This window comes from Leptolyngbya sp. 7M (assembly GCF_018128485.1).
In genome coordinates, this window is the sequence record NZ_CP070897.1 from 1,086,278 (window position 1) to 1,107,140 (window position 20,863).

Annotated in this window: 23 protein-coding genes; 10 read left to right on the forward strand and 13 right to left on the reverse strand. The window is 48.9% G+C overall.

The annotated features are described in order from the left end of the window. The gene (locus JVX88_RS05155) at positions 1 to 717 is read left to right on the forward strand and encodes a 16S rRNA (uracil(1498)-N(3))-methyltransferase (RefSeq protein ID WP_211626265.1); all 717 of its coding nucleotides are present in this window, start codon (positions 1 to 3) and stop codon (positions 715 to 717) included. Here JVX88_RS05155 and JVX88_RS05160 read toward each other — a convergent pair. From JVX88_RS05160 to JVX88_RS05185, 6 genes are all read right to left on the reverse strand, one after another. Further along, positions 714 to 1,331 carry a hypothetical protein gene (locus tag JVX88_RS05160; RefSeq protein ID WP_211626266.1) on the reverse strand — a complete coding sequence of 206 codons (618 nt, stop codon included), beginning with the start codon at positions 1,329 to 1,331 and terminating at the stop codon, positions 714 to 716. The genes JVX88_RS05155 and JVX88_RS05160 overlap by 4 nt on opposite strands. Further along, the gene (locus JVX88_RS05165; protein WP_211626267.1) at positions 1,328 to 2,125 is read right to left on the reverse strand and encodes a DNA-methyltransferase; all 798 of its coding nucleotides are present in this window, start codon (positions 2,123 to 2,125) and stop codon (positions 1,328 to 1,330) included. Before JVX88_RS05165 ends, JVX88_RS05160 begins: the two co-directional genes overlap by 4 nt. A 6-nt stretch (positions 2,126 to 2,131) precedes the next feature. Then, positions 2,132 to 2,698, reverse strand: a complete 567-nt coding sequence (locus JVX88_RS05170) for a hypothetical protein (RefSeq protein ID WP_211626268.1) — start codon at positions 2,696 to 2,698, stop codon at positions 2,132 to 2,134. 4 nt (positions 2,699 to 2,702) lie between these two features. Further along, positions 2,703 to 2,984, reverse strand: coding sequence for a hypothetical protein (locus JVX88_RS05175; RefSeq protein ID WP_211626269.1), 282 nt, complete (start codon positions 2,982 to 2,984; stop codon positions 2,703 to 2,705). A gap of 63 nt (positions 2,985 to 3,047) precedes the next feature. Then, positions 3,048 to 3,899, reverse strand: coding sequence for a ribonuclease H-like domain-containing protein (locus tag JVX88_RS05180; RefSeq protein WP_211626270.1), 852 nt, complete (start codon positions 3,897 to 3,899; stop codon positions 3,048 to 3,050). Between the two features lie 78 nt (positions 3,900 to 3,977). Further along, positions 3,978 to 4,775 (reverse strand): hypothetical protein, encoded by a 798-nt coding sequence (locus JVX88_RS05185; RefSeq protein ID WP_211626271.1) that lies wholly within the window; start codon positions 4,773 to 4,775, stop codon positions 3,978 to 3,980. Between the two features lie 184 nt (positions 4,776 to 4,959). Here JVX88_RS05185 and JVX88_RS05190 point away from each other — a divergent pair, with 184 nt between their 5' ends. From JVX88_RS05190 to JVX88_RS05215, 6 genes are all read left to right on the forward strand, one after another. Next, positions 4,960 to 5,592 (forward strand): UbiX family flavin prenyltransferase, encoded by a 633-nt coding sequence (locus tag JVX88_RS05190; protein ID WP_211626272.1) that lies wholly within the window; start codon positions 4,960 to 4,962, stop codon positions 5,590 to 5,592. 5 nt (positions 5,593 to 5,597) lie between these two features. Further along, positions 5,598 to 6,257, forward strand: coding sequence for an SH3 domain-containing protein (locus JVX88_RS05195; protein WP_211626273.1), 660 nt, complete (start codon positions 5,598 to 5,600; stop codon positions 6,255 to 6,257). After that, positions 6,258 to 7,013: a class I SAM-dependent methyltransferase gene (locus JVX88_RS05200; protein ID WP_211626274.1), complete on the forward strand. Its 756-nt coding sequence runs from the start codon at positions 6,258 to 6,260 to the stop codon at positions 7,011 to 7,013. 9 nt (positions 7,014 to 7,022) lie between these two features. Beyond that, a complete protein-coding gene (locus tag JVX88_RS05205; RefSeq protein WP_211626275.1) occupies positions 7,023 to 7,883 on the forward strand; it encodes an MqnA/MqnD/SBP family protein in 861 nt (286 codons plus the stop codon). Between the two features lie 125 nt (positions 7,884 to 8,008). Then, complete coding sequence (locus JVX88_RS05210; RefSeq protein ID WP_211626276.1) at positions 8,009 to 8,329, forward strand: STAS domain-containing protein; 321 nt, start codon at positions 8,009 to 8,011, stop codon at positions 8,327 to 8,329. After that, positions 8,329 to 9,270 (forward strand): HD-GYP domain-containing protein, encoded by a 942-nt coding sequence (locus tag JVX88_RS05215; protein WP_211626277.1) that lies wholly within the window; start codon positions 8,329 to 8,331, stop codon positions 9,268 to 9,270. Before JVX88_RS05210 ends, JVX88_RS05215 begins: the two co-directional genes overlap by 1 nt. Here the strand turns inward: JVX88_RS05215 and JVX88_RS05220 are convergent. The 6 genes from JVX88_RS05220 to JVX88_RS05245 form a co-directional block, all read right to left on the reverse strand. Then, positions 9,206 to 10,816, reverse strand: coding sequence for an AMP-dependent synthetase/ligase (locus JVX88_RS05220; RefSeq protein WP_211626278.1), 1,611 nt, complete (start codon positions 10,814 to 10,816; stop codon positions 9,206 to 9,208). The two genes, JVX88_RS05215 and JVX88_RS05220, sit on opposite strands and share 65 nt — an antisense overlap. A 115-nt stretch (positions 10,817 to 10,931) precedes the next feature. After that, on the reverse strand, positions 10,932 to 12,947 hold the full coding sequence (locus JVX88_RS05225) for an O-antigen ligase family protein (RefSeq protein WP_211626279.1): 2,016 nt from the start codon (positions 12,945 to 12,947) through the stop codon (positions 10,932 to 10,934). A 99-nt stretch (positions 12,948 to 13,046) separates the two neighbouring features. After that, positions 13,047 to 13,598, reverse strand: a complete 552-nt coding sequence (locus JVX88_RS41750; RefSeq protein WP_315875322.1) for a type II secretion system protein — start codon at positions 13,596 to 13,598, stop codon at positions 13,047 to 13,049. A 322-nt stretch (positions 13,599 to 13,920) separates the two neighbouring features. Next, on the reverse strand, positions 13,921 to 14,436 hold the full coding sequence (locus JVX88_RS05235) for a prepilin-type N-terminal cleavage/methylation domain-containing protein (RefSeq protein WP_211626280.1): 516 nt from the start codon (positions 14,434 to 14,436) through the stop codon (positions 13,921 to 13,923). Positions 14,437 to 14,541: 105 nt separating this feature from the next. After that, a complete protein-coding gene (locus JVX88_RS05240) occupies positions 14,542 to 15,936 on the reverse strand; it encodes a sigma-54-dependent transcriptional regulator (protein WP_211626281.1) in 1,395 nt (464 codons plus the stop codon). 101 nt (positions 15,937 to 16,037) lie between these two features. Then, positions 16,038 to 17,738, reverse strand: coding sequence for a two-component system sensor histidine kinase NtrB (locus JVX88_RS05245; RefSeq protein ID WP_211626282.1), 1,701 nt, complete (start codon positions 17,736 to 17,738; stop codon positions 16,038 to 16,040). 65 nt (positions 17,739 to 17,803) lie between these two features. Between JVX88_RS05245 and JVX88_RS05250 the strand changes: the two genes are divergently transcribed. Both JVX88_RS05250 and JVX88_RS05255 read left to right on the forward strand, forming a co-directional pair. Then, complete coding sequence (locus tag JVX88_RS05250; RefSeq protein ID WP_211626283.1) at positions 17,804 to 18,181, forward strand: phosphomannose isomerase type II C-terminal cupin domain; 378 nt, start codon at positions 17,804 to 17,806, stop codon at positions 18,179 to 18,181. Between the two features lie 128 nt (positions 18,182 to 18,309). Further along, positions 18,310 to 19,887, forward strand: a complete 1,578-nt coding sequence (locus JVX88_RS05255; protein WP_211626284.1) for a sensor histidine kinase — start codon at positions 18,310 to 18,312, stop codon at positions 19,885 to 19,887. On the opposite strand, the gene JVX88_RS05260 is transcribed toward JVX88_RS05255, so the two are convergent. Further along, complete coding sequence (locus tag JVX88_RS05260; protein ID WP_211626285.1) at positions 19,792 to 20,229, reverse strand: D-glycero-alpha-D-manno-heptose-1,7-bisphosphate 7-phosphatase; 438 nt, start codon at positions 20,227 to 20,229, stop codon at positions 19,792 to 19,794. The two genes, JVX88_RS05255 and JVX88_RS05260, sit on opposite strands and share 96 nt — an antisense overlap. A gap of 372 nt (positions 20,230 to 20,601) precedes the next feature. Between JVX88_RS05260 and JVX88_RS40445 the strand changes: the two genes are divergently transcribed. Beyond that, the gene (locus JVX88_RS40445; RefSeq protein WP_263975472.1) at positions 20,602 to 20,736 is read left to right on the forward strand and encodes a hypothetical protein; all 135 of its coding nucleotides are present in this window, start codon (positions 20,602 to 20,604) and stop codon (positions 20,734 to 20,736) included. Positions 20,737 to 20,863: the final 127 nt, after the last annotated feature.

Here is a 20,863-nt window from a genome sequence, read left to right on the forward strand (position 1 = left end):
ATGCATAGATTTTTTGCACCGGCAGAATCGATATCAGGAGATGAGGCGGTTTTAGATACCGGCGAAACACGTCATTTGCGGGATGTGCTGCGGATCAGGCCGGATGAATCTGTCCGAGTTTTTGACGGCATCGGCGGCGAATACGAATGCCGCGTCAAAGAGATCGGAAAAATGCGGACAAAGCTTGAGGTCATTCGCCGCCTTGAACCATCCGCACCGGAATCGCCGCTCGATCTTACCGTTGCAGCGGTACTAACTCCGCCGGACCGCTACGATATTGTTGTGCAGAAATCTGTAGAGCTTGGCGTAAAGAGTTTCATCCCACTGCTTTCCGATCGCTGTGAGATCAAGGTAAAAGACGCGGCGAAGAAGATCGAAAGGTGGCGCCGCATTGCTTTCGAGGCCGCAAAACAGTGCGGACGAGCGACCTTAATGAATATCGCCCCAATAATCGAATTCGAAACGCTTTTTGCAGAATCTGCTGGAGAGATAATTCTTTTCAGTGAACGCGACGGAGCGGGTTTTGACCAGATGGAGCCCTCGCGAAAAATAACGATCGTCTATGGACCAAAAGGCGGATGGAGCGACGGGGAATTGGAGCTGGCGAAAAAGGCGGGGGCCCAAATAATTACATTCGGCGGCCGAATACTGAAGGCCGAAACGGCGGCCATCGGGCTGACCGCCATTATCCAACATCGCTTCGGCGATATGAATTAAGTATCCGACTTCTGCTGGCGCGGTCGGTAATATGCGTCGCCGCGTTGCGTCATTCCCGCCTTCTTGCCGACCGTGTGGATCACCGATTCAAGCAGTTCTTTGCTAGAAAGTTTGAAACTTACGGCACCGCGAACATCTGCATCAGCGTCATTGAAATTTATTATAATATAACGCCATTTCTCTTTGATCAGGCCGCCGAGCATGCTTCCCGGAAGCGGGATGTTACGGACGATGTTCCCCGTGTTTGAAGTTACGGAGCGCGATTCCGGATAGATCATCTGCATATCGTCGAAGGAAAGCGAGAATTTCTCCTTCCCGTCCTTCGCGTAGAATACGATTCTTTCGTTAATATCGTCGATGCGGATCGTTCCGTCCTCGCGTTTTCCGTAGCCGAACATTCCGCCCTCATATTTTGCCGGAAATCGCTCCGGAGCCGGAGTAACATTTACGCCTGTTGGGCGTTCATCTTTCTCGACCGGGCGGATCTGCGACGCAGTCGGCAACGCGAATGTTAAACATACGATCAGGAGCAAAAGTTCTCGCATTCGGATGACCTCAACTTTTCTTGTTTTGAACAGAAGAATAGACGCTTCAGCGGCCGTAAAAGTTGTCATGCGGCGGCAAGAATATCCTTATCGCCAATATAAGGTTCAAGGCGTTTTTCGGCAAGCCTGACGTAGTCGCGGCTGATCTCTGACCCGATCCAGCGGCGCTTAAGCAAATGGGCGATCTTTGCAGTGGTCCCGCTTCCGATGAATGGGTCATAAACTATCTCTCCCTTGTTCGACCAGCTCTTTATCTGATCTTCTGCGAGCTGTTCGGGGAATATGGCCGGATGTTCAAATGCGATCTTATCTTTCGAACTTGAAGTGCCGACGTTGTAGAAAAAAATGTTGTTAACCTTACGCTCTTTCGGGGCTACGTGGTCATGTGCCAGGTCGTTCCGACCAACCTTTGTGATGCGGAATGATTTGAACGCTTTTTCCTGCTTTATCGGCTGCATTATCGGATTAAAGGTCTTTGGCTGTCCTTTTGAAAAACAGAACATATACTCAAAGCATTGCCGATATCGCTTTCCGCAATCGGACGGGATCGGGTTGTTCTTTGCGTAGATCATCGTGTCGTGGATCCGGAAACCCGCTTCGCGGAACGCGAAGGCGTGTTTGAAACTTGTGAGCGTTTCATCTCCATTTACGGTCCTGTCGCCGACCACCCATATGACCACGCCGCCCTCCTTTGTTTTAGAGAATAGATGTCCAGCTATCTCTTCAACCGGGAAGTGATAACCATTATATTCGCGCAAGTCATCGTAAGGCGGGCTTGTAATGGTCATATCTACAAAACCATCCGGCATCCGCCGCATCGTATCCAAACAATTCTCCGCGTAGATCTTGCCTAGTTGTAACATAAGATATCAGAATCTTGATTCGCCGAAGGTATATTTCCAGATAATGGACCGCAGAAGAACATTTAGGCGCTTTTGCTCAGCCTCATTGCCGTCGGAAGAAAGCTGCTCGATGATGTATTTTGCAAGCGGAAGCCCGAGCCCTCCGGCGTGCGTCATTATCCCGGAAAGATAGTGGAGCATAAGGCCGCCAGTCGCATCAGTATGAAACTGACGGATAAGTTCTCTGTCCATTAACGAAACCTCCGTGTTCGCAGGGACAACAACCCGCGGCAGCTCTTGCCGTGCGAAACCATCAGCCATAGTGCCGAGCAAAAGTACCGCTATTAGAGATTGCCGTGATTTTTGAAGTTCACCTGCAACATCGGAAAGGGCGTGTTCGCTTTCCGACCGTGGAGACATCCTAAAAAGTTCGGGATTTGTGAGACGAGAGTCTGAAACAACGCCCACCACCGTTTCATTGCCGACGTTCACCGATACGAACGAACCAAAAAGATCGCGCACGTTGTCTCCGTCATCGAGCCGAGCGATATACGTAACGTGCGAAGTAGAACCGATGATGCTGGCGATCTTCATTGGTTTATCGTTGTTCCGACAATGTCGGGATCAGGTAAAGAAGCCACCAAAGCCCGAGTTGGGCACAAAGTATCACAAGAGTCGCCAAAAAGAGTTTAAATGTTACCTTGATCTCATTGCCGCGGATGAATGAAACGGTAGCGAAGATGATGGAAACTGGAACGAACACGATGCCCACCAATGGAACAAGCGAGTAAACGACCGATGCCCACGCGGCACTTTCAGATAACGCCCGCTTCGGGCCAAAGATCGAATAGGCCTTTTCTCTTTCATCAGGCCGCTTCATTGTCGATTAGTTTTTCATTTTTTGCGCGCCGTTGCAAGGTCGGCGCACACTGGTTAATAATATTTAAGCATCGTCCCATTTGGCAAGAAATCTGCGGATATGGTCGTTATCTTCCTTAGCCGCTTCAGTTTCAAGGAATGTGCGGAAGTCTTCCTGCTCAGTAAAATATTCTTCTTCGGTAAGTTTCCCGGCAAAATTCACCATTCTAAGCCAGATAAGATAGGTGTTAAGTGTATCGATCTGGTTGTATTCAACGATCTTTGTTATGTCACCGGCGAGCCACATATCTACTACCTGATCGCCGGTTGCATCTATCTTACCCGGAAACCCGCAAAGCCGTGCCATATCATTGAGCTTCGGCGACATTGCACCGCGTGAGAAGCGTTGGAGCAGGTCAAGATGTGCTTCGCTATTGCGGGCGTCGAAATAATCGCGTCCTTCCCAAGGTTTCGGCGGGCGCATGCTGAAGCTTTCAGCCCTTATCTCATTCACCATTCCGCGCTGGATCAATACCTGAAGATCTGATTCCGCGGAATTGAACCCGACCAGCTGCGGATTTCGATGACCGATGTAATGAAGGAATTTGCCGATTATCTCTGCTTCGTCAACCGTGGTTTCATTGGACGGAAGTTTTGGAAGGGAATTGATCGCGAACTCGATGTGCCGCTCGCCTTCACGATGAATCACGCGTCGTGAGAGGAACGCGATCGAAACGACGCGTGAGAACAGATATTTTACAAATGGCCGCGGGTTCTCTGTCTCGTCATAATCTTTAGTTTCCTGCCAAAGCCTTTGCATCGCCTCCAGTTCGGGTGTGTCGGGCGGAAGATCGAAAAGACGTATCGCACCCGCAGCGTCCGGGACCCATTCAAGATCAAAGAACCAAACTGTATCGTGAATATCTGATTTGAGCATTGCGGCGAAAGTCTAACACAAGAGAAACGGACCGGGCTACTAAAGCCGGTCCGCATCAGGCTGCCTAAGAAAAAGCGATTATTTTTGGTCAGATTGTTTAGCTGTCGAAATATTCGAGCTTGAACTTACCGCAAGTTGAAACTGTGTGCCCTGCTCGAGCTTTAGGTTGGCTCCGGAAAGCGATAGCGTTGAACTGCCATTTGCCGAGGCTTCCGTAGAATTCATTATTTGCAGTCCGCTGATAGGTCTAGCGACGTTTCCCACAGCCGAGCCTGCAGTATTCCCGACAGTATTTACTGTTGAACCAATAGCATTTCCTGCAGTATTGACCACGCCGCCCACAGTGTTTGTTACGCCGCCTAAGAGACCTCCAGAATTGGCTGAACTTGTTGTCCGTGCCGATGCTGTGGACGATGCTGATGATTCTGCGAAAAGATCATTGCCCGCCGCGGCACGCGTGGCCGCATTCGCGATAGCAAGAATACTAACGTTTACCGGAACAGAACCGCCATCCTGTACGAGCGTGTCAAATAAAACCCCCAATCTCGAATCAGCGGCCGTCTTACTTTTTCGCTGAACTTCGGTAACGCGGCCTATTAACTTTGCTCCTTTTTCTATTATTATCTCGCCGTTTTGTTTTACGGCTTTGGTTGTCTTGAGCACCACTTGGTCACCAACTTTCGCCTTTTCAACATCGAGCGACTTTTGCAAAGCTGCCGAAATGGTGGTGGTAGATTCAAGCCCTAGATCTTTTTCGGCTTTTGAGACCTTTGTCGAGCTATTGGCTGAACCTGAAACAGTATTTGTCGAATTCTGGCCACTAATTGATATGGCCAGCATAAATGTGAGGCTGAGGAACGCTATTTTCGTCTTCATAAAATCTCCCCTATTTGTTTTTCAAATTCTGTACATTTGGGGGCATTGTGGAATTTAGTGTGGACGGACCTTTAGATGTCCAAATGATCAGGACAGTTTGCCGTAGATATAAGAGTCGCCAAAAGATCACAAGAAGCAATAAAATAGTACGCAGCGGGCATTGAAAGAGTTGTTTGATGATAGAATGGAATTACTGATTATGGAATTAACGGTTGCGATAACTGGTGCTTCGGGAACTATTTACGCAAAAAGAACGCTGCAGCTTCTGGCGGCCAGCGGAGTTGTAGAGACCATTAATTTGATAATGTCCGGTACCGCCGCCACGGTCGCTCAGGTCGAGTTGGGTGTTAATCTAAAAGATCCGACCGCCGAAAAGATCAACGAATGGCTCAGTCTTGAGAAGGATTCAAGATTGATCAGATATTGGCGTTTGGACAATCTTGCGGCGAAACCATCATCAGGATCGAACAAACAGGCAGGAATGATAATCGTTCCATGCTCAATGGGCACGCTTGGTGCGATAGCAAGCGGGGCGGGCACGAATCTTATACATCGTGCGGCGGATGTTTGCCTTAAGGAGCGACGAAAACTGGTACTCGTCCCTCGTGAAACTCCGTTCAATGCGATCCATCTGGAGAATATGCTGCGGCTTTCCCATGCCGGAGCGCAGATCCTTCCCGCAAGTCCGGGCTTCTATCACCGCCCTATAACTATCGAGGAGCTCGTCGAACATCTTTGTTTCCGTATTTTGGACCAGTTCGATATTCCTCATTCAAATAAAACTCAATGGACAGGCGACGAGATCGCCGATGACTAATTTTTATGAAGATATTTAAGGTTGCTCTGTTCGTTTTTGCTCTTGCTGCATCAATCTATGCACAGGAACGTTATGTAACACCGGTTGATGAAGCCATAAAGGATGCATCCTTTATGGCTTTTCGCACCAAACTGATCGCCGCCGCCGAACGGAAAGATCTGGCATACGTAAAAAGTATAATGGATCCGAACATAAAGCTCAGTTTTGGGGGACACACGGGTTTGAAAGGTTTTGATCAGCTTTGGAAGAACAAGGCCGATTTTTGGGATCAGTTCCCGCCCGTGATCAAGAACGGCGGAAGATTTACCGGTGAAGGGCGCAACAAGATGAATTCATTTACCGCGCCCTATCTTTACACCGAAATGCCTGATGACCTAGATGCCTTTGATCACCACGTGATATTCGGGAACAACGTAAATCTCCGCGAGCGGCCATCGATGCAGGCAAAGGTCCTCGACCAGCTCTCGTACAACGTTGTGAAGGCGAAAGATACCGTCTTCTCTGCATCCGATCGTTCAAAGCCGGAATGGATACGGATAGAAACGCTCGGAGGCAAGACCGGTTATGTCAACGCTCGATACGTCAGAAGCCCGATAGATTACCGTGCCGGCTTTGAAAAGAAGCGCGGCGTTTGGAAGATGACGTTCTTCATTGCCGGAGATTAAATGTTGAGAACGGCGGAGCGTTTCTCAAACCGCATCGAAAATTACGTCAAATATCGACCGGGTTATCCATCGGCGATGATGGGATTTTTTCGCGAACGGCTTGGTCTTAAAATGCATTCCGTTGTCGCCGACATCGGCTCAGGCACGGGCCTTTCGTCGGAGCCTTTTCTGGAATTTGGCTGTAAGGTTTACGGCGTTGAGCCCAATTCAGGGATGCGTGCGGCGGCCGAGAAATTTCTTTCCAAGTTTGCGGATTTCGTGAGTATTGACGGCACGTCTGCGGAAACAGGTTTAGGCGATGCTTCGTGCGACCTCATAATAGCGGCGCAGGCGTTCCACTGGTTCGAGCCCGGACCGACCCGCGCTGAATTTCAGCGGATCCTAAGACCTCACGGACACGTGGCGCTTATCTGGAATGAACGCCAGATCGATTCGACCGAATTCCTAAAAGAATACGAAAAGCTGCTTTTGAAATATGGCCGCGATTATTCCGAGGTGAGGCACGAGCAGATAGACGAGGCCGTGCTTAGGCAGTTTTTCGGAGTTGAGATCAGCAAGGCCACATTCCCGAATTTGCAGGAGTTTGACCTAGAAGGCCTTCGCGGTCGTCTGCTGTCTTCATCGTATATGCCGGATGAAGCAGACCCGGTCTTTCCGAACCTTGAAAAAGAGCTTGCTGTCCTTTTTACCAATCACGCTGAAAACGGTAAAATCAAAGTTTTCTACGACACCAATATTTTCTATTTTGAGCTTTAGTATTTGTTTATGAGTTCTACACCTGAAATATCGCCCGAAGTTCGTATCATTTCCGTTGCGCATTCACCGGATTCGGACGATGCATTTATGTTTTACGGCCTTGCCACGAATAAACTTGAGACGGACGGCCTTAAATTCGAGCATACGCTCAAAGATATTCAGTCTCTGAACGAGGATGCGCGAAACGGCGTTTTTGACGTAACGGCCATATCATTTCACGCCTATGCTTACGTTGCGGATAAATACGCATTGCTTCCGCATGGGGCAAGCATCGGCGACAAATACGGCCCTATCGTAGTAGCAAGAGAGCCCCGGGAGCCGGAAGATATCGGAAAAATGAAGATCGCCGTCCCCGGCGAATTGACCAGCGCCTATCTGGCTCTTCGGATTTTCAACAAAGATTTCGAACACGTCGTAGTGCCCTTTGACGAGATAATCGAGGCGGTCCAGAAAGGCGAGGCCGACGCAGGTTTGCTTATCCATGAAGGCCAGCTTTTTTACAAGCAAATGGGCCTTGATAAGGTGCTCGATCTAGGCGAATGGTGGCATGAGCGTACAGGACTTCCGCTGCCGATGGGCGGCAATGCGATAAAGCGCGAGCTTGGGCCGGAATTGATGAAACAGGTATCAAAACATCTGCACCGGAGTATTCTTTATTCGATGGAGAACCGTGAGGATGCTTTGACGTATGCAATGCAGTTTGCACGAGATATGGCGCCGGAACTCGCCGATCGGTTCGTCGCAATGTGGGTCAATGATCTTACGCTTGACTACGGCGAGCGTGGCCGCGAAGGCGTCCGGCGCTTGTTAGATGAAGGTTACGAGGCAGGAATAATACCGCACAAGGCCAACATCGAGTTCGTCGACTAGCCTTTGGCGGCATCGCCGGGCTCCGCAGATTTTTGTTGTCTTATCTCGGCCTTTGTGTTAAAACATCTCTAAAGTTTTCGTTCATCCCAAGCATTGCAAAAGTAAGAAGGAAAAGAAGTTAAACAATGACGGAATCTGAGCTTGGCGGGGCCATCCGTTCAGAGGGTGAGACCGCAACGGTCTTTGCCGGCGATTATTTGAACAAACTGACCGGTGAAATGATCGAACGCGAATGCCGCCGAAGGCTGGCAGAAGGCTGCCGCGAGATCGTTGTAAATTTTTCCCGGACGGAGATCGTCAATTCGATCGGTGTATCCATATTGCTCGGCGTTATCGATTCAGCCCGCGGTGCCGGAGCAAAGGTAGTCTTCTCTGACCTTAACCAAAGCACGATCGAACTCTTCGATATGCTCGGTGTAACTAAACACGTTGATCTAGTTAACTAGTGAGATTGCAGGACATAAAGACCGCAAACGTTAAACAGATGACCGAGGAGCGGCATCGGCTGATCCACACTTTTGGTGCACTTGCGGAGCTAGGACAGGAAGTTTCGACCGGTCAGAATTTCAACGAAACGGTCAGGACCTCGATGCATCTTATGCTTGGCTCGCTGGCGATAATGCGTGGCGGCGTCGCAAGATATTCCCGGTTCGAACACGAATTCTCAATGCTCGCCGGCCGCGGGCTCGGCGAGGATTTCCCGCTCGCTCTTTCACTATGTTATGAAGACGAGCGCCAGTTCCTTGCCAACGGCCTTTATCCGATCGAGATAGCGCAGGCGAAGGCACTCCCTTTCTTTCAGGTTTACGACCGAAGCCTTGAACTCGGGGGCCTTGAACTTTTCGTGCCGCTCGTGGTACGCGGCGAATTGGTAGGGGCCGCGTTTCTCGGCCGAAAGGCGACCGGTGAACCGTTCACCAGCTATGATAGGGAGATCATCTGCGCCATGGCCCGCCACATAGGCGTCGCTATTGCACACCGTGCGATGATGATCGAATTAGAGCGTCGCGCTGACGAGAATCGCAAGCTCTATGATGAACTGCGGCTTACGTATCGTGATACGGTCCGAGCCTTTGCTGCGGCGATCGACCGAAAGGATAAATACACCGAAGGCCATTCAGTACGCGTCGGGAAATATACCGAGATAATCGCAGAAGAGCTGGGCTGGAATGAGCACGAGGTTGAAGGTGCGGCAGTAGCTGGTTATCTTCACGACGTCGGAAAGATCACCGTAGAGCGAAAAATTATCAATGCCCCTTATCGCATAAATGCGAAGGATTCGGTCGAACTGAACCGCCACCCGACTGCCGGCTACGACATTCTTATGCCGATAAATCATCCATATGCCGATGTTCCGCTAGCAGCAAAATACCAATCGCTTCTTTAGAATTTGGGAGCTTTGCTTGCTTCAAATACTCAAAATCAGGAATGACAACGGCAACCAGCTTCTCGGCTCCGGCTCGGCCTTCTGCCGCATCAGCAACTCCTATTATCGCGAGTTCTTCTACTTCCGGAGCTTTCAGGTAATGAACCTCCAGGTCTTCCGGGTGAACGTTCTTTCCGGAGGGGAGGACGATAACGTCCTTTGCACGGCCGACTATGTAAAGGTGGCCATCCTTGTCGAACTTTCCAAGGTCCCCCGAACGGAACCAGCCATCCTCCGTAAATGACTCAGCAGTGGCCGCCGGATTTTTATAGTAGCCAGAGAAGACCATTCCGCCGCGGATAAGGACTTCACCAACACCTTCGGCGTCCGGATCAGCGATCTTGACTTCAGCTCCAGCGAGTGGCTTTCCAACCGAACCTACTCGGTTGTCGTCAACATATGTACCTGTCGCGGCTCCGCTGGTTTCTGTGAGTCCATAGCCTTGCAGGATCGTGAAACCGAGTTTATGGAAATCGCGGGCGACGTCTTCATCGAAACGAGAGCCGGCTGAGATGGCCATTCGAAGCTCCCCGCCGAAGGATTGATGGACCTTACCAAATAACTTTCGGCCCAGATCGATCCCAGCGGTGTCACGAAGCGCTCCGTTGGTCGTGAGCATCGTACGAAAGAGGGCCCGGATGGCTTTAGGCTTTGCGTCGATCGCATCAAAGATCCTCTTGTGAAACAAATACCACAATCTTGGAACTGTTGTTAGGATTGTCGGTTTGAACTCCTTCATTGCGTTCCCAAGTTCGGCGGGCGAAAGTTCCTTTAGATAACCAACCTCGCAACCGTAAGTTGTTGCTACCCAGAGATTGACGATCTGTAAATAAGCATGGAAAAGCGGAAGAAGGCTAAGGATACGCTCCTTGTCTGTTAGCTCAAGAATATTCTTAATGCCATCAAGCTCGGCGACTATGTTCGCATGCGTAAGCGGCACCCCCTTTGGCGTTCCGGTTGTTCCACTTGTGTAAATTAGTAGAGCAATATCATCTCCTGCTGCCATCGGTTTTTCCATGGCAAAGTTCTCGGGAAACTGTGTGTCTGCCCAATCGCAAAACGGCAGAAATCCGTTGGATCTAACGGTTTCGCTACCATTAGTAGTTTGCCAGACGACAGCCGGGATGTGCCGACCGAGTTTTTCCTCGATCTGTTTGAACCGCTCTGTTTGCGTTGAATCGATGAAAGCGAGCTTTGCCTCGGAATTTTCAAGGAAATTGGTTACAGTTTCTATCTCGCCCTGAGGGTCGATAGGAACACACACTGAACCGCGGTATAGCGTAGCGAGATAAGCGATGGCCCACGAAGGGTGATTCTCGCCCATTACAACGATGCGGTCCCCGAAATCCACATTCTCCTGCTCGATCCGGTAGGCGACCGAGCGGATCATCCTTAGCGACTCACCAAAGGTATAGATATGCGAATCATCACCGACGATCCGCATAGCTACCTTTTCTGATCGAGACTCAAATGATCGGACGAGCCGGTTTAGATACGAATCCGTCATAGGCGGGCTGTTTTACCTAATCTGTCAATGCGAGATTAGGATAACAGGAAATCGCCCGATAGCAATTCATTGGACAAGGGTTGGGAAGTCTAGCGACCCGGATATCAAGCGGGATCTAGCGTCGGAACGGTTTCTCCCACGGGAACTTTATTCGTTCATCTGGAAAGCGAATGTCGCGCTCGGCAAGAACGGCATAGATCGCATCATTCGGGGCGAGGTCCATTAGTTCTAAATGATCATCCCGCTTATGAGCCAGCTCGGAAGCTGCTTTAGCTCCATTGTTGATAAATGCCCACCAAGAATTCGTAGCCTCAGTGTCGATAGCCCGGGCACGTGCTAATTGCTTCTCAGATTCCTCAAACTTACCGTTAATTCGAAGGAGAGCCGCGTATCGAGTAAGTACGAACGGCGATCTAGGATACATTTTTACAGCGATCTCGAACGTTCTTTCGGCACCTACATTATCTCCTGCAAGGCTTTGGGCGGTGGCAAGATAAGAATGATCTGAAGACCTGCCCTTTCCTATCTTTAATGACTCCTCTAGATGCGGAACTGCTTCAGCATACCTACCAACTTCTACAAAGCGGAGCCCAAGAGAATACCGAGCCTCAGGATTTGTCGGATCAAGAGCCATAGCTTGCCGATATATCGGTTCTGCAAGATCTAGCGTTGCGACTGCGTTCGCCCGATTCGTAAGATGAGAACTCCATGCACGAACACCACAGAAAACGGCGAGTCCGACACAAGCCGAAACCGCAGTGAGATGTGCGAAGCGAAACCGACCTTGCTTAAGGTCAAACCTCGCTTCTTGGGAAGATCGTTTACTACGCATCGTATATCGCGACGCGATCGCAAGCAGAAAGAAGAAGACAAAGCCGTTTTGGATCAGTCGGAATGAATAGGACGTTACAAGGGAACTGGCGAGAAAAAGCACTAGTCCTATCGCAGAAGCAAAGGCTAAGGGATAGAGACGGTTCCTTCCGACAGTTGCCCGATAAACGATCAGAGCTACACCGAAAAGGAACCACCCGAAAAGAAGTATCCCGACTGATCCGAGTTCTGCCGATATCTGAACAAATTCGTTGTGGGCACGTTCCGGCAGATAGGCTTCAGATTCGGCGAGGGTAAGATCGTCCGGATATCGTTCGGAAAATCTGATCCTAAAATCATTGACCTTGAAGCCAAAATTGTCAGCGCCAATACCTAAGATCGGTGCGGATCTGAACATCTCTGCGGATATGTTCAGCATAAGGATTCGAAAATTATTGCTGCCGGTTATACCGGCTGAATCGCTGACCCTTTCGACCATCGGAAGACCGGCCTTGTCTGAAAACACTGAGAATATATGAAGCGGAAATGGCGACGTGATCAAAAGAACGATCACCAATGCGAGGCGAGTTCTATACTGTTTTAGGCGTTTCGAGGTGATCAGAAATACCGATGTAATTGTCGAGCCAAAAATGAATAGTCCCCAGCCTGTTCTGCTGAGGCTTGCGAACACCATAAGCCAGAGTAAAACAAGAATGACAACGCCAAGTTTGAATTTCTTTTCCGGTAAAAGTAAAACTGCCACAAAAAGGAGTGGAAAAAGGGAATTCACTTGTTCAGAGTACTTTGAATATATGATACCGAGTGACGGTCCGGTCCCGACTGCGAGTACAGTGCAGTATCCTACTAATGCAAATAGGGCAATAACTGTAAGCGATATTGATGCCGATGAGAGCAGACGTCCGAGATTGTTTCGTCTCTCTAACAGCTCACGTATAAAAAGAAAGAATACGAGATAAATTGTCCAGATAAGTGTGTGGTGTAGCGCAGGCAGCCACCATGACGCCCAAAATGCCGAAAGCCCACTCCACACAATGAAAAGTATTAGCGGAAGTATGATGAATTTTGCTTCATCGCGGGTGAACGGCGTGGGGCGAATTCGATCGTGGCGAGCAGAGAATAGGTAAAGAAGGGCTAAGAGTAAGAAGATCGCTGCTACCAAGTCCGTCTTCCAAGACAAAATGAATGTGTCACCGAATGCGGGTAAGGGAAGCAAAAGAGCTAAGAAAACGAACGCCCAGCCAATACAGAAAAGTATTGCCGGGGCAGACAGAATATTAACGATTCTTTTGATTCGGGACACGGTTTTTAATGGAAATGCCAGTATGATTATCTATCGGTAAAAAAAGGAGGCGGCCATTTCCATAAACCGCCCCCTCTCCAGAATTATACTAAGATGCGATTAGGAGTTACCCATTGGGGTACCATTGCTGTATGAAGCGCCGGTGGCAGCCGAACCACCAAGTGTCATACTACCTGCACCACCTGTTGGCGGAAGGACTTCCGATCCAAGAACACCATCCGTTGCGATACCAAAGTTTCGGGTACCTGTCGCGGTCAGACCTGAGTTGGAGCTCGGTTTTGCGATTGCAGCAAACGAAGCCGGGTTTGGCGGAGCGCTTGTTGCGAGGTCGAAATTGAGCATCGTGAAGTTATAGCCGCTCTTCTGGCCGAGTGTGCTACCGAGAACACCATCGATCAAGCCGGCACCGTTGAGTTCAACAAGTCCGCTTGTTCCGGTTGTTCCAGAATCGCCTGCATAGTTACCGTTACCAGACGTTGCCTGGTAAGTAGCCTGTGCACCGTGAATTGTGCGGAGCGAAGAAACTGCCGAGCCTTCATTCGCCGAGCGACGAGCTGCAAGCAGGTTTGGGATAGCGATCGCTGCGATGATGCCGATGATCACGACAACGATCAAAAGTTCGATAAGTGAGAAACCTTTCTGATTTTTCATTTCTAATTCACAATCTCCTGAAGTTTTTGGTCAAAGTCAGAATCTACCTTTCCCAGGCACTTATGCCTTAATCAATGCGTGTGCCAAACTATTTTCGAGGTGCTAAAATGACTCTAACCTATTGAACAGCAATGAGATAAAGGCTTGGGATGTTATGGTCAAAATGACCGTCCTACTCAGGAGAACCTAGAATTACCAGAATTTGGTAAAGCGGTAATGACAAAAAGTGTCAATAAGAGCGGGCTTTTGGGCTATAAAAATATAAAAAGGCCCGAAGGCCCATTTAGAAGAATACTGGTTTTAGTTGAAATGTAGATACCGATCACTGATTAAAGGGTGGTGCTGATGCAAGTGTTACTGCGTTGAAATGAGTTCCGAGATCGGCTTCTGTTGAATCGGCCTTTACGACGCCATTTGTGGCTATTCCGTAACGACGCACACCGGTCTGGCTAATGCCCGAAGTAGAGATGGGGATGGCAGAAAAATAGAATGTGGGTGGGATGCCCGGTGATGAAGGCACGCGGTCTCCTACGAAGCTGAAACCGCTTTTATAACCACTTCCGAGTACGTTATCGATCAAATTAGCATTGTGGAGTTCTGCAAGCGAAGATGTGTCCTGTGAATTAATATTGCCGGCAAATTCACCGTTTCCGCTGGTAGAACTATAGGTAGTTTGCGCTCCGTGAAGTACCCGCATCGCGGATACTGTAGATGCCTCATTAGAGGCGCGCCGAGCTCCCATGAGATTCGGGATGGCGATAGCCACGATTATTCCTATGATCACAACTACTATTAGAACTTCGACGAGCGAGAAGCCTTGATTTTTGAATCGGACCATAATCCTCCAACGTTGCGGCATAGCCACTAGAAGGAGGACAAGCAAACACTATGCCCAATTACCGTATTACTTAAGATGGCAAGAACTCAACGATCTCCAAACGAGTTATTCGCCATTTCTCATTTGGGCAGAGAGGCTTCGGATACTGTGCTTATCGAGTAAATGGCGAAGCGATCTAACCTGCATTTGAAGGAGGTCTGCCGCTTTTGTTTGATTGCCTGACGTTTTTCTTAATGCCTCAATGACGTAGGTTTTTTCAAGGTTATCTAAATGTGCAGAGAGATTGATCCCGGTGTCAGGAAGCTCAAATTCAGCGTTGATGCGTTCGGGGTTGTAATTCGTTATGTGCTCCGGGAATCGTTCCGGCTGTATCTCATCGCCGCGTTCTAAGGCTACAGCACGTTCGATGGTATGTTCTAATTCGCGCACGTTTCCGCCCCACATATAGTTTTCAAGCAACTGCATTGAGCGTGGCGAAATGGAAAGCTGGCGTCCTGTCTGATCACAGAACTTCCGGATGAAATGTGCGACAAGATCAGCAATGTCCTCGCGACGTTCGCGCAAAGGCGGTAAGGTTATCGGAATCACAGAGATTCGATAGAAGAGGTCCTCACGGAAAAGACCATCGATCGACATTTGCTTAAGGTCGCGATTCGTTGCGGCTATCACCCGCGCGTCGATAGGTATCTCATCATGAGCACCGACAGGACGTATTCTTCTTTCCTGCAGCACGCGAAGTAGCTTTACCTGCATGGCGGCCGACATTTCGCCTATTTCGTCAAGGAAAATAGTACCTTTATTTGCAGCTTCAAATAGACCCTTGCGGTTAGTGTTCGCCCCAGTAAACGAACCTTTTACGTATCCAAAAAGCTCTGATTCGAGAAGCGTTTCTGTAAAAGCCCCGCAATTGATCGAAATAAAGGGCTTCTCAGCACGCGGGCTTAGGTCATGTATGGCGCGTGCGACCAATTCTTTACCCGTACCGCTTTCGCCGGTTATCAAGACTGTCGATTGCACTTCGGCAACCGTCTCGATCATCTGAAAGATCGCCTGCATTTTTGCAGAATTGCCGATTATATTCTTGACACTTCCACGTTCACGCTGAGCGCGTCTGAACGCCCGATTCTCATCGATCAACGCCTGTTTCTCAAGGGTTTTCTTAACGATGAGTTTCAATTCCTCAACGTCGAACGGTTTCTCAATAAAATCGTCGGCACCAAGTTTGAAAGCTTCGCGGGCTGTTTCAACGGAAGCGTGGGCGGTTACAAGAATAACACCAACATCAGGGTATAGTTCGCGCACCTGACGAAGCAGCTCGATGCCGTCCATATCCGGCATTTTTACATCGGAGATGATTACGTGTGCGGGTTCTTTTTTAATGACGTCCACCGCTTCACGTCCGTTAGCGGCAGTTCGGATAATATGGCCGTCGCCTTCGAATACAAGACTTAGTAACTGCCTATAACTTTGCTCGTCGTCAACGATAAGTATGTTGGACATTAGCGTTTCAGAGTTCGTGAAACCTGGGGAATGGACGACACGATCGCGTCGCTTTATTTATTTTCACAAATAATCAAATGATTTATCAAGGCTAATTTTGCTCATTCATTCTTAACATTAAGAAATTCGCTGAGCGGACTGCCCTGATCTGTGTTAGTTTTCTGGATGTTATGTCGGGGTCTTTCTACCGATGTCTGCTCCCGCGGCAGCTCAATTGTAATGGTTGTACCTTCACCTTCAGAGCTTCGGACATTAACCGTTCCGCTGTGATCCTTGATTATTTGATAAACAATCGAAAGGCCTAGGCCGGTTCCGCCGGATGTTGAATTTGTGAACGGCTCAAACAATTGTTCGACCTGTTCGGGAGTCATGCCAATTCCCGTATCCTCGATCGCTATGCGCACCCGTCGGTTTGCGGCCTGCTCTACGCGCACTGTTAATTTCCCACCGTCGGGCATAGCACTGATGGAGTTTCTTGCCAAATTCCAAATAACTTGTTTTAGCTGCGAACTGTCTGCCAACACGGTAACCGGTGCATCTGGCAAGTGTTCGACGATAATGTGGCTATCTTTTAACTCAGGGCTATGCCTAAGAAGTGTTGTTGTGTCACGGATAACTTCACAAACGTCTACTTCTGAGAAGTTGCCAGACTTGGGTTTCGCATAGTTAAGAAAGTTGGTGATTATACTGTTCAAGCGGTCTGATTCACGCATTATTATGCCCATAAGATCGGCCTGCACCGAATCTTTTGGGGTGTTTGACTCCAGAACCTGAATCGCTCCACGCATTGCTCCAAGCGGATTTCTGATCTCATGTGCAAGACCAGCCCCGACGCGTCCGACCGCTGCAAGGCGATCCTTCCGACGAACGCTTTCCTCCATTGATCGGATCTCTGTAAGATCTTGGAAAGTGATTATCAGCCCTGATTTTTCTTGCTCTTCCGAAAAAAGATTCGTTACGCTGTAACCTATCCTTACAGTAAAACCTTCCGGGGTCATGAGATCACATTCAAAGCGAGGGGATTGTTCGCCGCGCGCCTGTGCCTCACTAGTTAGCTGCAGAGCCTCATCAATGTTAGGGATCAGGTCTTGTATCGGCCAACCGTGGATCTCAGCCGCGCTGTAACCGGTGATCTCGGCGGCGGCTGTGTTAAAGGTATAAATCTTGCCCGCGAGATCGGTTGTGATAAGGCCTGAACGTATCGATTCCACAATTCGTTCATGGAGAGCTCGAAGGTCGGCCAGAGATCTTGTCGCCTCGACCAATTGCTCGCCAGAAGTTCTTCGGTCAGATAGTCTCGCCGCCAGTAAACCGACTACAAGGAATGCGACTATGTGGAAGCTCACTACCTGGATCATACGAACCGTTGAAACGCTGTCTCCGGTCCCGTTTATAATGTCGAAAGCTATCAGGACCCCCATTAGCGAGAACAATGCGATCGAAACAAATGCCATCATCAGCGTCTGAGCTGGGTTGAGGAAAATGCTGGAGACGCCGATCACAACGATATACAATGTGATATAAGGCGAGGTTAGGTCGCCAGTTTGCCAGATCAGCCAAGTGATCAAAAAGATGTCAGTCAAAAATTGCGCCCTGACCTGCCAGTTCAGGTTCGTGCTTAGGCGCAAAAACAAGAAATAGACAGCGGTCATCCCGACCGAAATAGCAAATATTAGAAATGGTCCGCGCGGGATATCTGAGAGAGTAAGGTTCAGTGAACGGCTGTACCAGACCCAGCCGGTAATAAGCAAAAGAAAGATGACGATCAGCCGGCCAATTATCAGGTTTTGAACCTTTTGCATGGTTACCGCATTTACCGAGACTGAGTTTTTATCTAAACTTGCCATTAGACTGTAACGTTTTGATCATGAAAAAAAATGATACGCTACTTGGAGCCTTTAGTGAGCAGCGGCCATGGGGCAGCTTTACCATTCTCGATGAAGATGAAGATTTCAAGGTGAAACGCATCGAGGTGTTGCCGCTTAAACGTCTGAGCTATCAGCGCCATTCACATCGCAGCGAACATTGGTTCGTCGTTCGCGGCAAAGCTAAAGTAACACTAAACGGCGAAGAAATTCTAGTTGGTCCCGGGGAGTCTATTGATATTACTGCAGGATCAGCACATCGAGTAGAAAATTCAGATCCGCAAACCAAATTAGTATTCATTGAGACCCAAACTGGCAGCTATTTCGGCGAGGACGATATTGAACGTCTCGAAGATGATTTTGGCAGAGCAGATATCTAAGAGTCAGGCCCAATTATAGCTGAGCCTCACATTTTTGGCTGTAAAACACTAATCGTATATTATACAGAATTAGTGCTCCACTTTTTCCCGCGCTGAGTCAGATCTTCTATTGAGGAAGCAGCTTAACGATGTCATTGAGGTCCGAACGAAAACTTCCGATAATATCGGCTTTCGTGTTCCTTATGCTTGTGATGATAGGTGTGGTGTTTTACCAAAGCACCGTTTCATCTCAGGAAGCTCTCGAATGGCAACGGCATTCTCAGGACATAATTTACAGGCTTGATGAGCTTCTGTATTTAACACTTGACTCTGAAGCCTCCGTGCGTGGGTTTGCACAGGTCGGAAGCGATACATATCTTGACCCGCATCGGCGAGCTGAATCTCAGATAAAAGCCAATCTAAGCTATCTTCGTCAGCGATTCGGTGATCATAAACCGCAGCTTGAAGAGCTGGATCGGCTGGAATCTTTTCTATCCCAGTATCTTTTCGAAGCCAACCGAAAGATAAATATCCGTATCCGCGAGGGAATGGAAGCCGCGATGCTGGAGACATCTCCTCAGAAGGTCAAGCCCATAATTGATGGTATCAGGACGTCGATCGATAAACTGAAAAATGAAGAGTCTGCATTGCTTAATCGGCGAGAGCGTTCACTCTCAGCAAGCCTTAAACAGACGATCTGGATACTGATAAGCGGAAGCGTTGCAGGCATTGCCGCACTTTTTCTGGCAAATTGGTTGGTTTCGCGGGAGTTCCGGCGGAGAAGGGTAGCCGAAGGAGCACTTGTTGAGGCAAATCAGGAGCTTGAACAAAAGGTCACCGAGAGAACCCAAAGTCTTGAGAGCGCAAATGCTGAATTATTGAAGGTCGGGCGAGAACGAGAGGACCTGCTTCGGATGGAACAAGAAGCCAGACGTGAGGCCGAGATCGCAAATCGTTTAAGAGATGAATTTATGGCCACGGTCTCGCACGAATTGAGAACGCCGCTGAACTCAATTTTAGGATGGGCAAGATTGCTGCAGGAAGGCGATCTGGATGAAAAAGAGGTTCAACGTGCCGTTAGCACGATAATTAGAAGTTCGGAGAATCAGAACCGGTTGATCGAGGACCTTCTTGATGTTGCTCGGCTTATCTCCGGAAAGCTCGATCTGAATTATCAGGAGGTTGAGTTAGGCGAGGTCGTGCGTCACTCCGTCGAGAGTCTTCGCCCAACCGCAGATCAAAAGGGTGTGAGATTGCGGTTCGATATTATGCCCGAAAAGCCATGCAAACTCTTGGGAGACCGAGATAGACTTGTTCAGATATTTTCTAATTTGATCGAGAATGCGATAAAATTCTCTTTCTCGGGCAATAATGTTGATATTGTCTTGGAAGAATGTGAGGGTAAAGCAACAGTGCGTGTTCGTGATGAGGGCGCCGGAATTAGCCCTGAATTTCTGCCTCAGGTGTTTGAAAGATTCCGACAGGAATCAAAACGTGATGGAGAAGTGCGTGCCGGACTCGGTCTCGGACTTGCGATTGTCCGTAATCTTACGGAAATGCATAACGGTACAGTAGCGGTTAAAAGCGAAGGGGAAGGTAAGGGGTCGGAATTCCTGGTTACTTTGCCGCTTTCACCTGACGATCCGGAGATCGGGTCTGACGATCTGCCTGACGGCTTCCAAGAGATCAGCGGCGACAACGTTGGGCTTCGTGTTCAAGATGCTTAGATGGCTGGAACCGTATCCCGTTTTAACAAGAGCGGTCTGAATTCCCGCATTCTTTCCTGTTTCTATATCCAGAGTCTTGTCGCCGATCATCCACGAGCCGCGGAGATCGATCGCCAAGTCAGCTTGAGCAGCTTCGAGCATTCCTAGTCCGGGTTTGCGGCAGCGGCAACCTTCGTCTGGCAAGTGAGGACAAAAATAATAACGATCTATTAGCCCTTCGAGCTCTTCATCCATCGCTCTATGAATAGAGTGCATATCGGCTTCGGTATAGATGCCGCGGCCAATGCCCGATTGATTGGTAACAACCACGACGAAAAAACCAGCAGAGCGAAGACTTGCCAACCAAGAACCATACCTCAAAGTCAGGAAAGGAAAAAACAAGAATAAGGGCCGCAGCCAGAGCCAATAATGCATTGCTCAGCGAGGGTATCAGCAGCCTTGCACAATTACGAAGCATTCCAGCTATTCTAGCAAAACAGTTCGCCTATCCATTCGAATGACACGTTTCGTAGCTTAAATTGAAGGCAGTTCATTCAGTTTGAGGCTTTTCTGACCGAAGTGATTCAAAATTTGTCAGGCCGGAAATGACGGAAAATGTCATCTGACGCAAATTTGAAACCTGATAGGCATCAATCTGCATCGGTTTTGGCAGATAATCGTTCATTTTTTCTCAATATGAACTATAGATAAGTGAAAATGCCCAAACATCAATAAATGCAAGGTTTAAAAGCAGGAGAGCCCGGCCGTTTTGGCCAGGCTCTAAAGGAAGGACAACTGAAGGAACGCTCGGAAGGTGATCAAGCACAGTGGCAAACCGCGCTCGGATGTGTGTTGGCGGCGGGGTCTTGATTGACTTCATCAAGCTAGCCGCTTTTCAATTAGCACGCAGCGTGCCAAAGATGCGTTCCAGTTCAGATCCGAAGTGATGAGTATCTATGGAAGCGGCTAACTCTATATAGCACAAATAGTTAGCGAC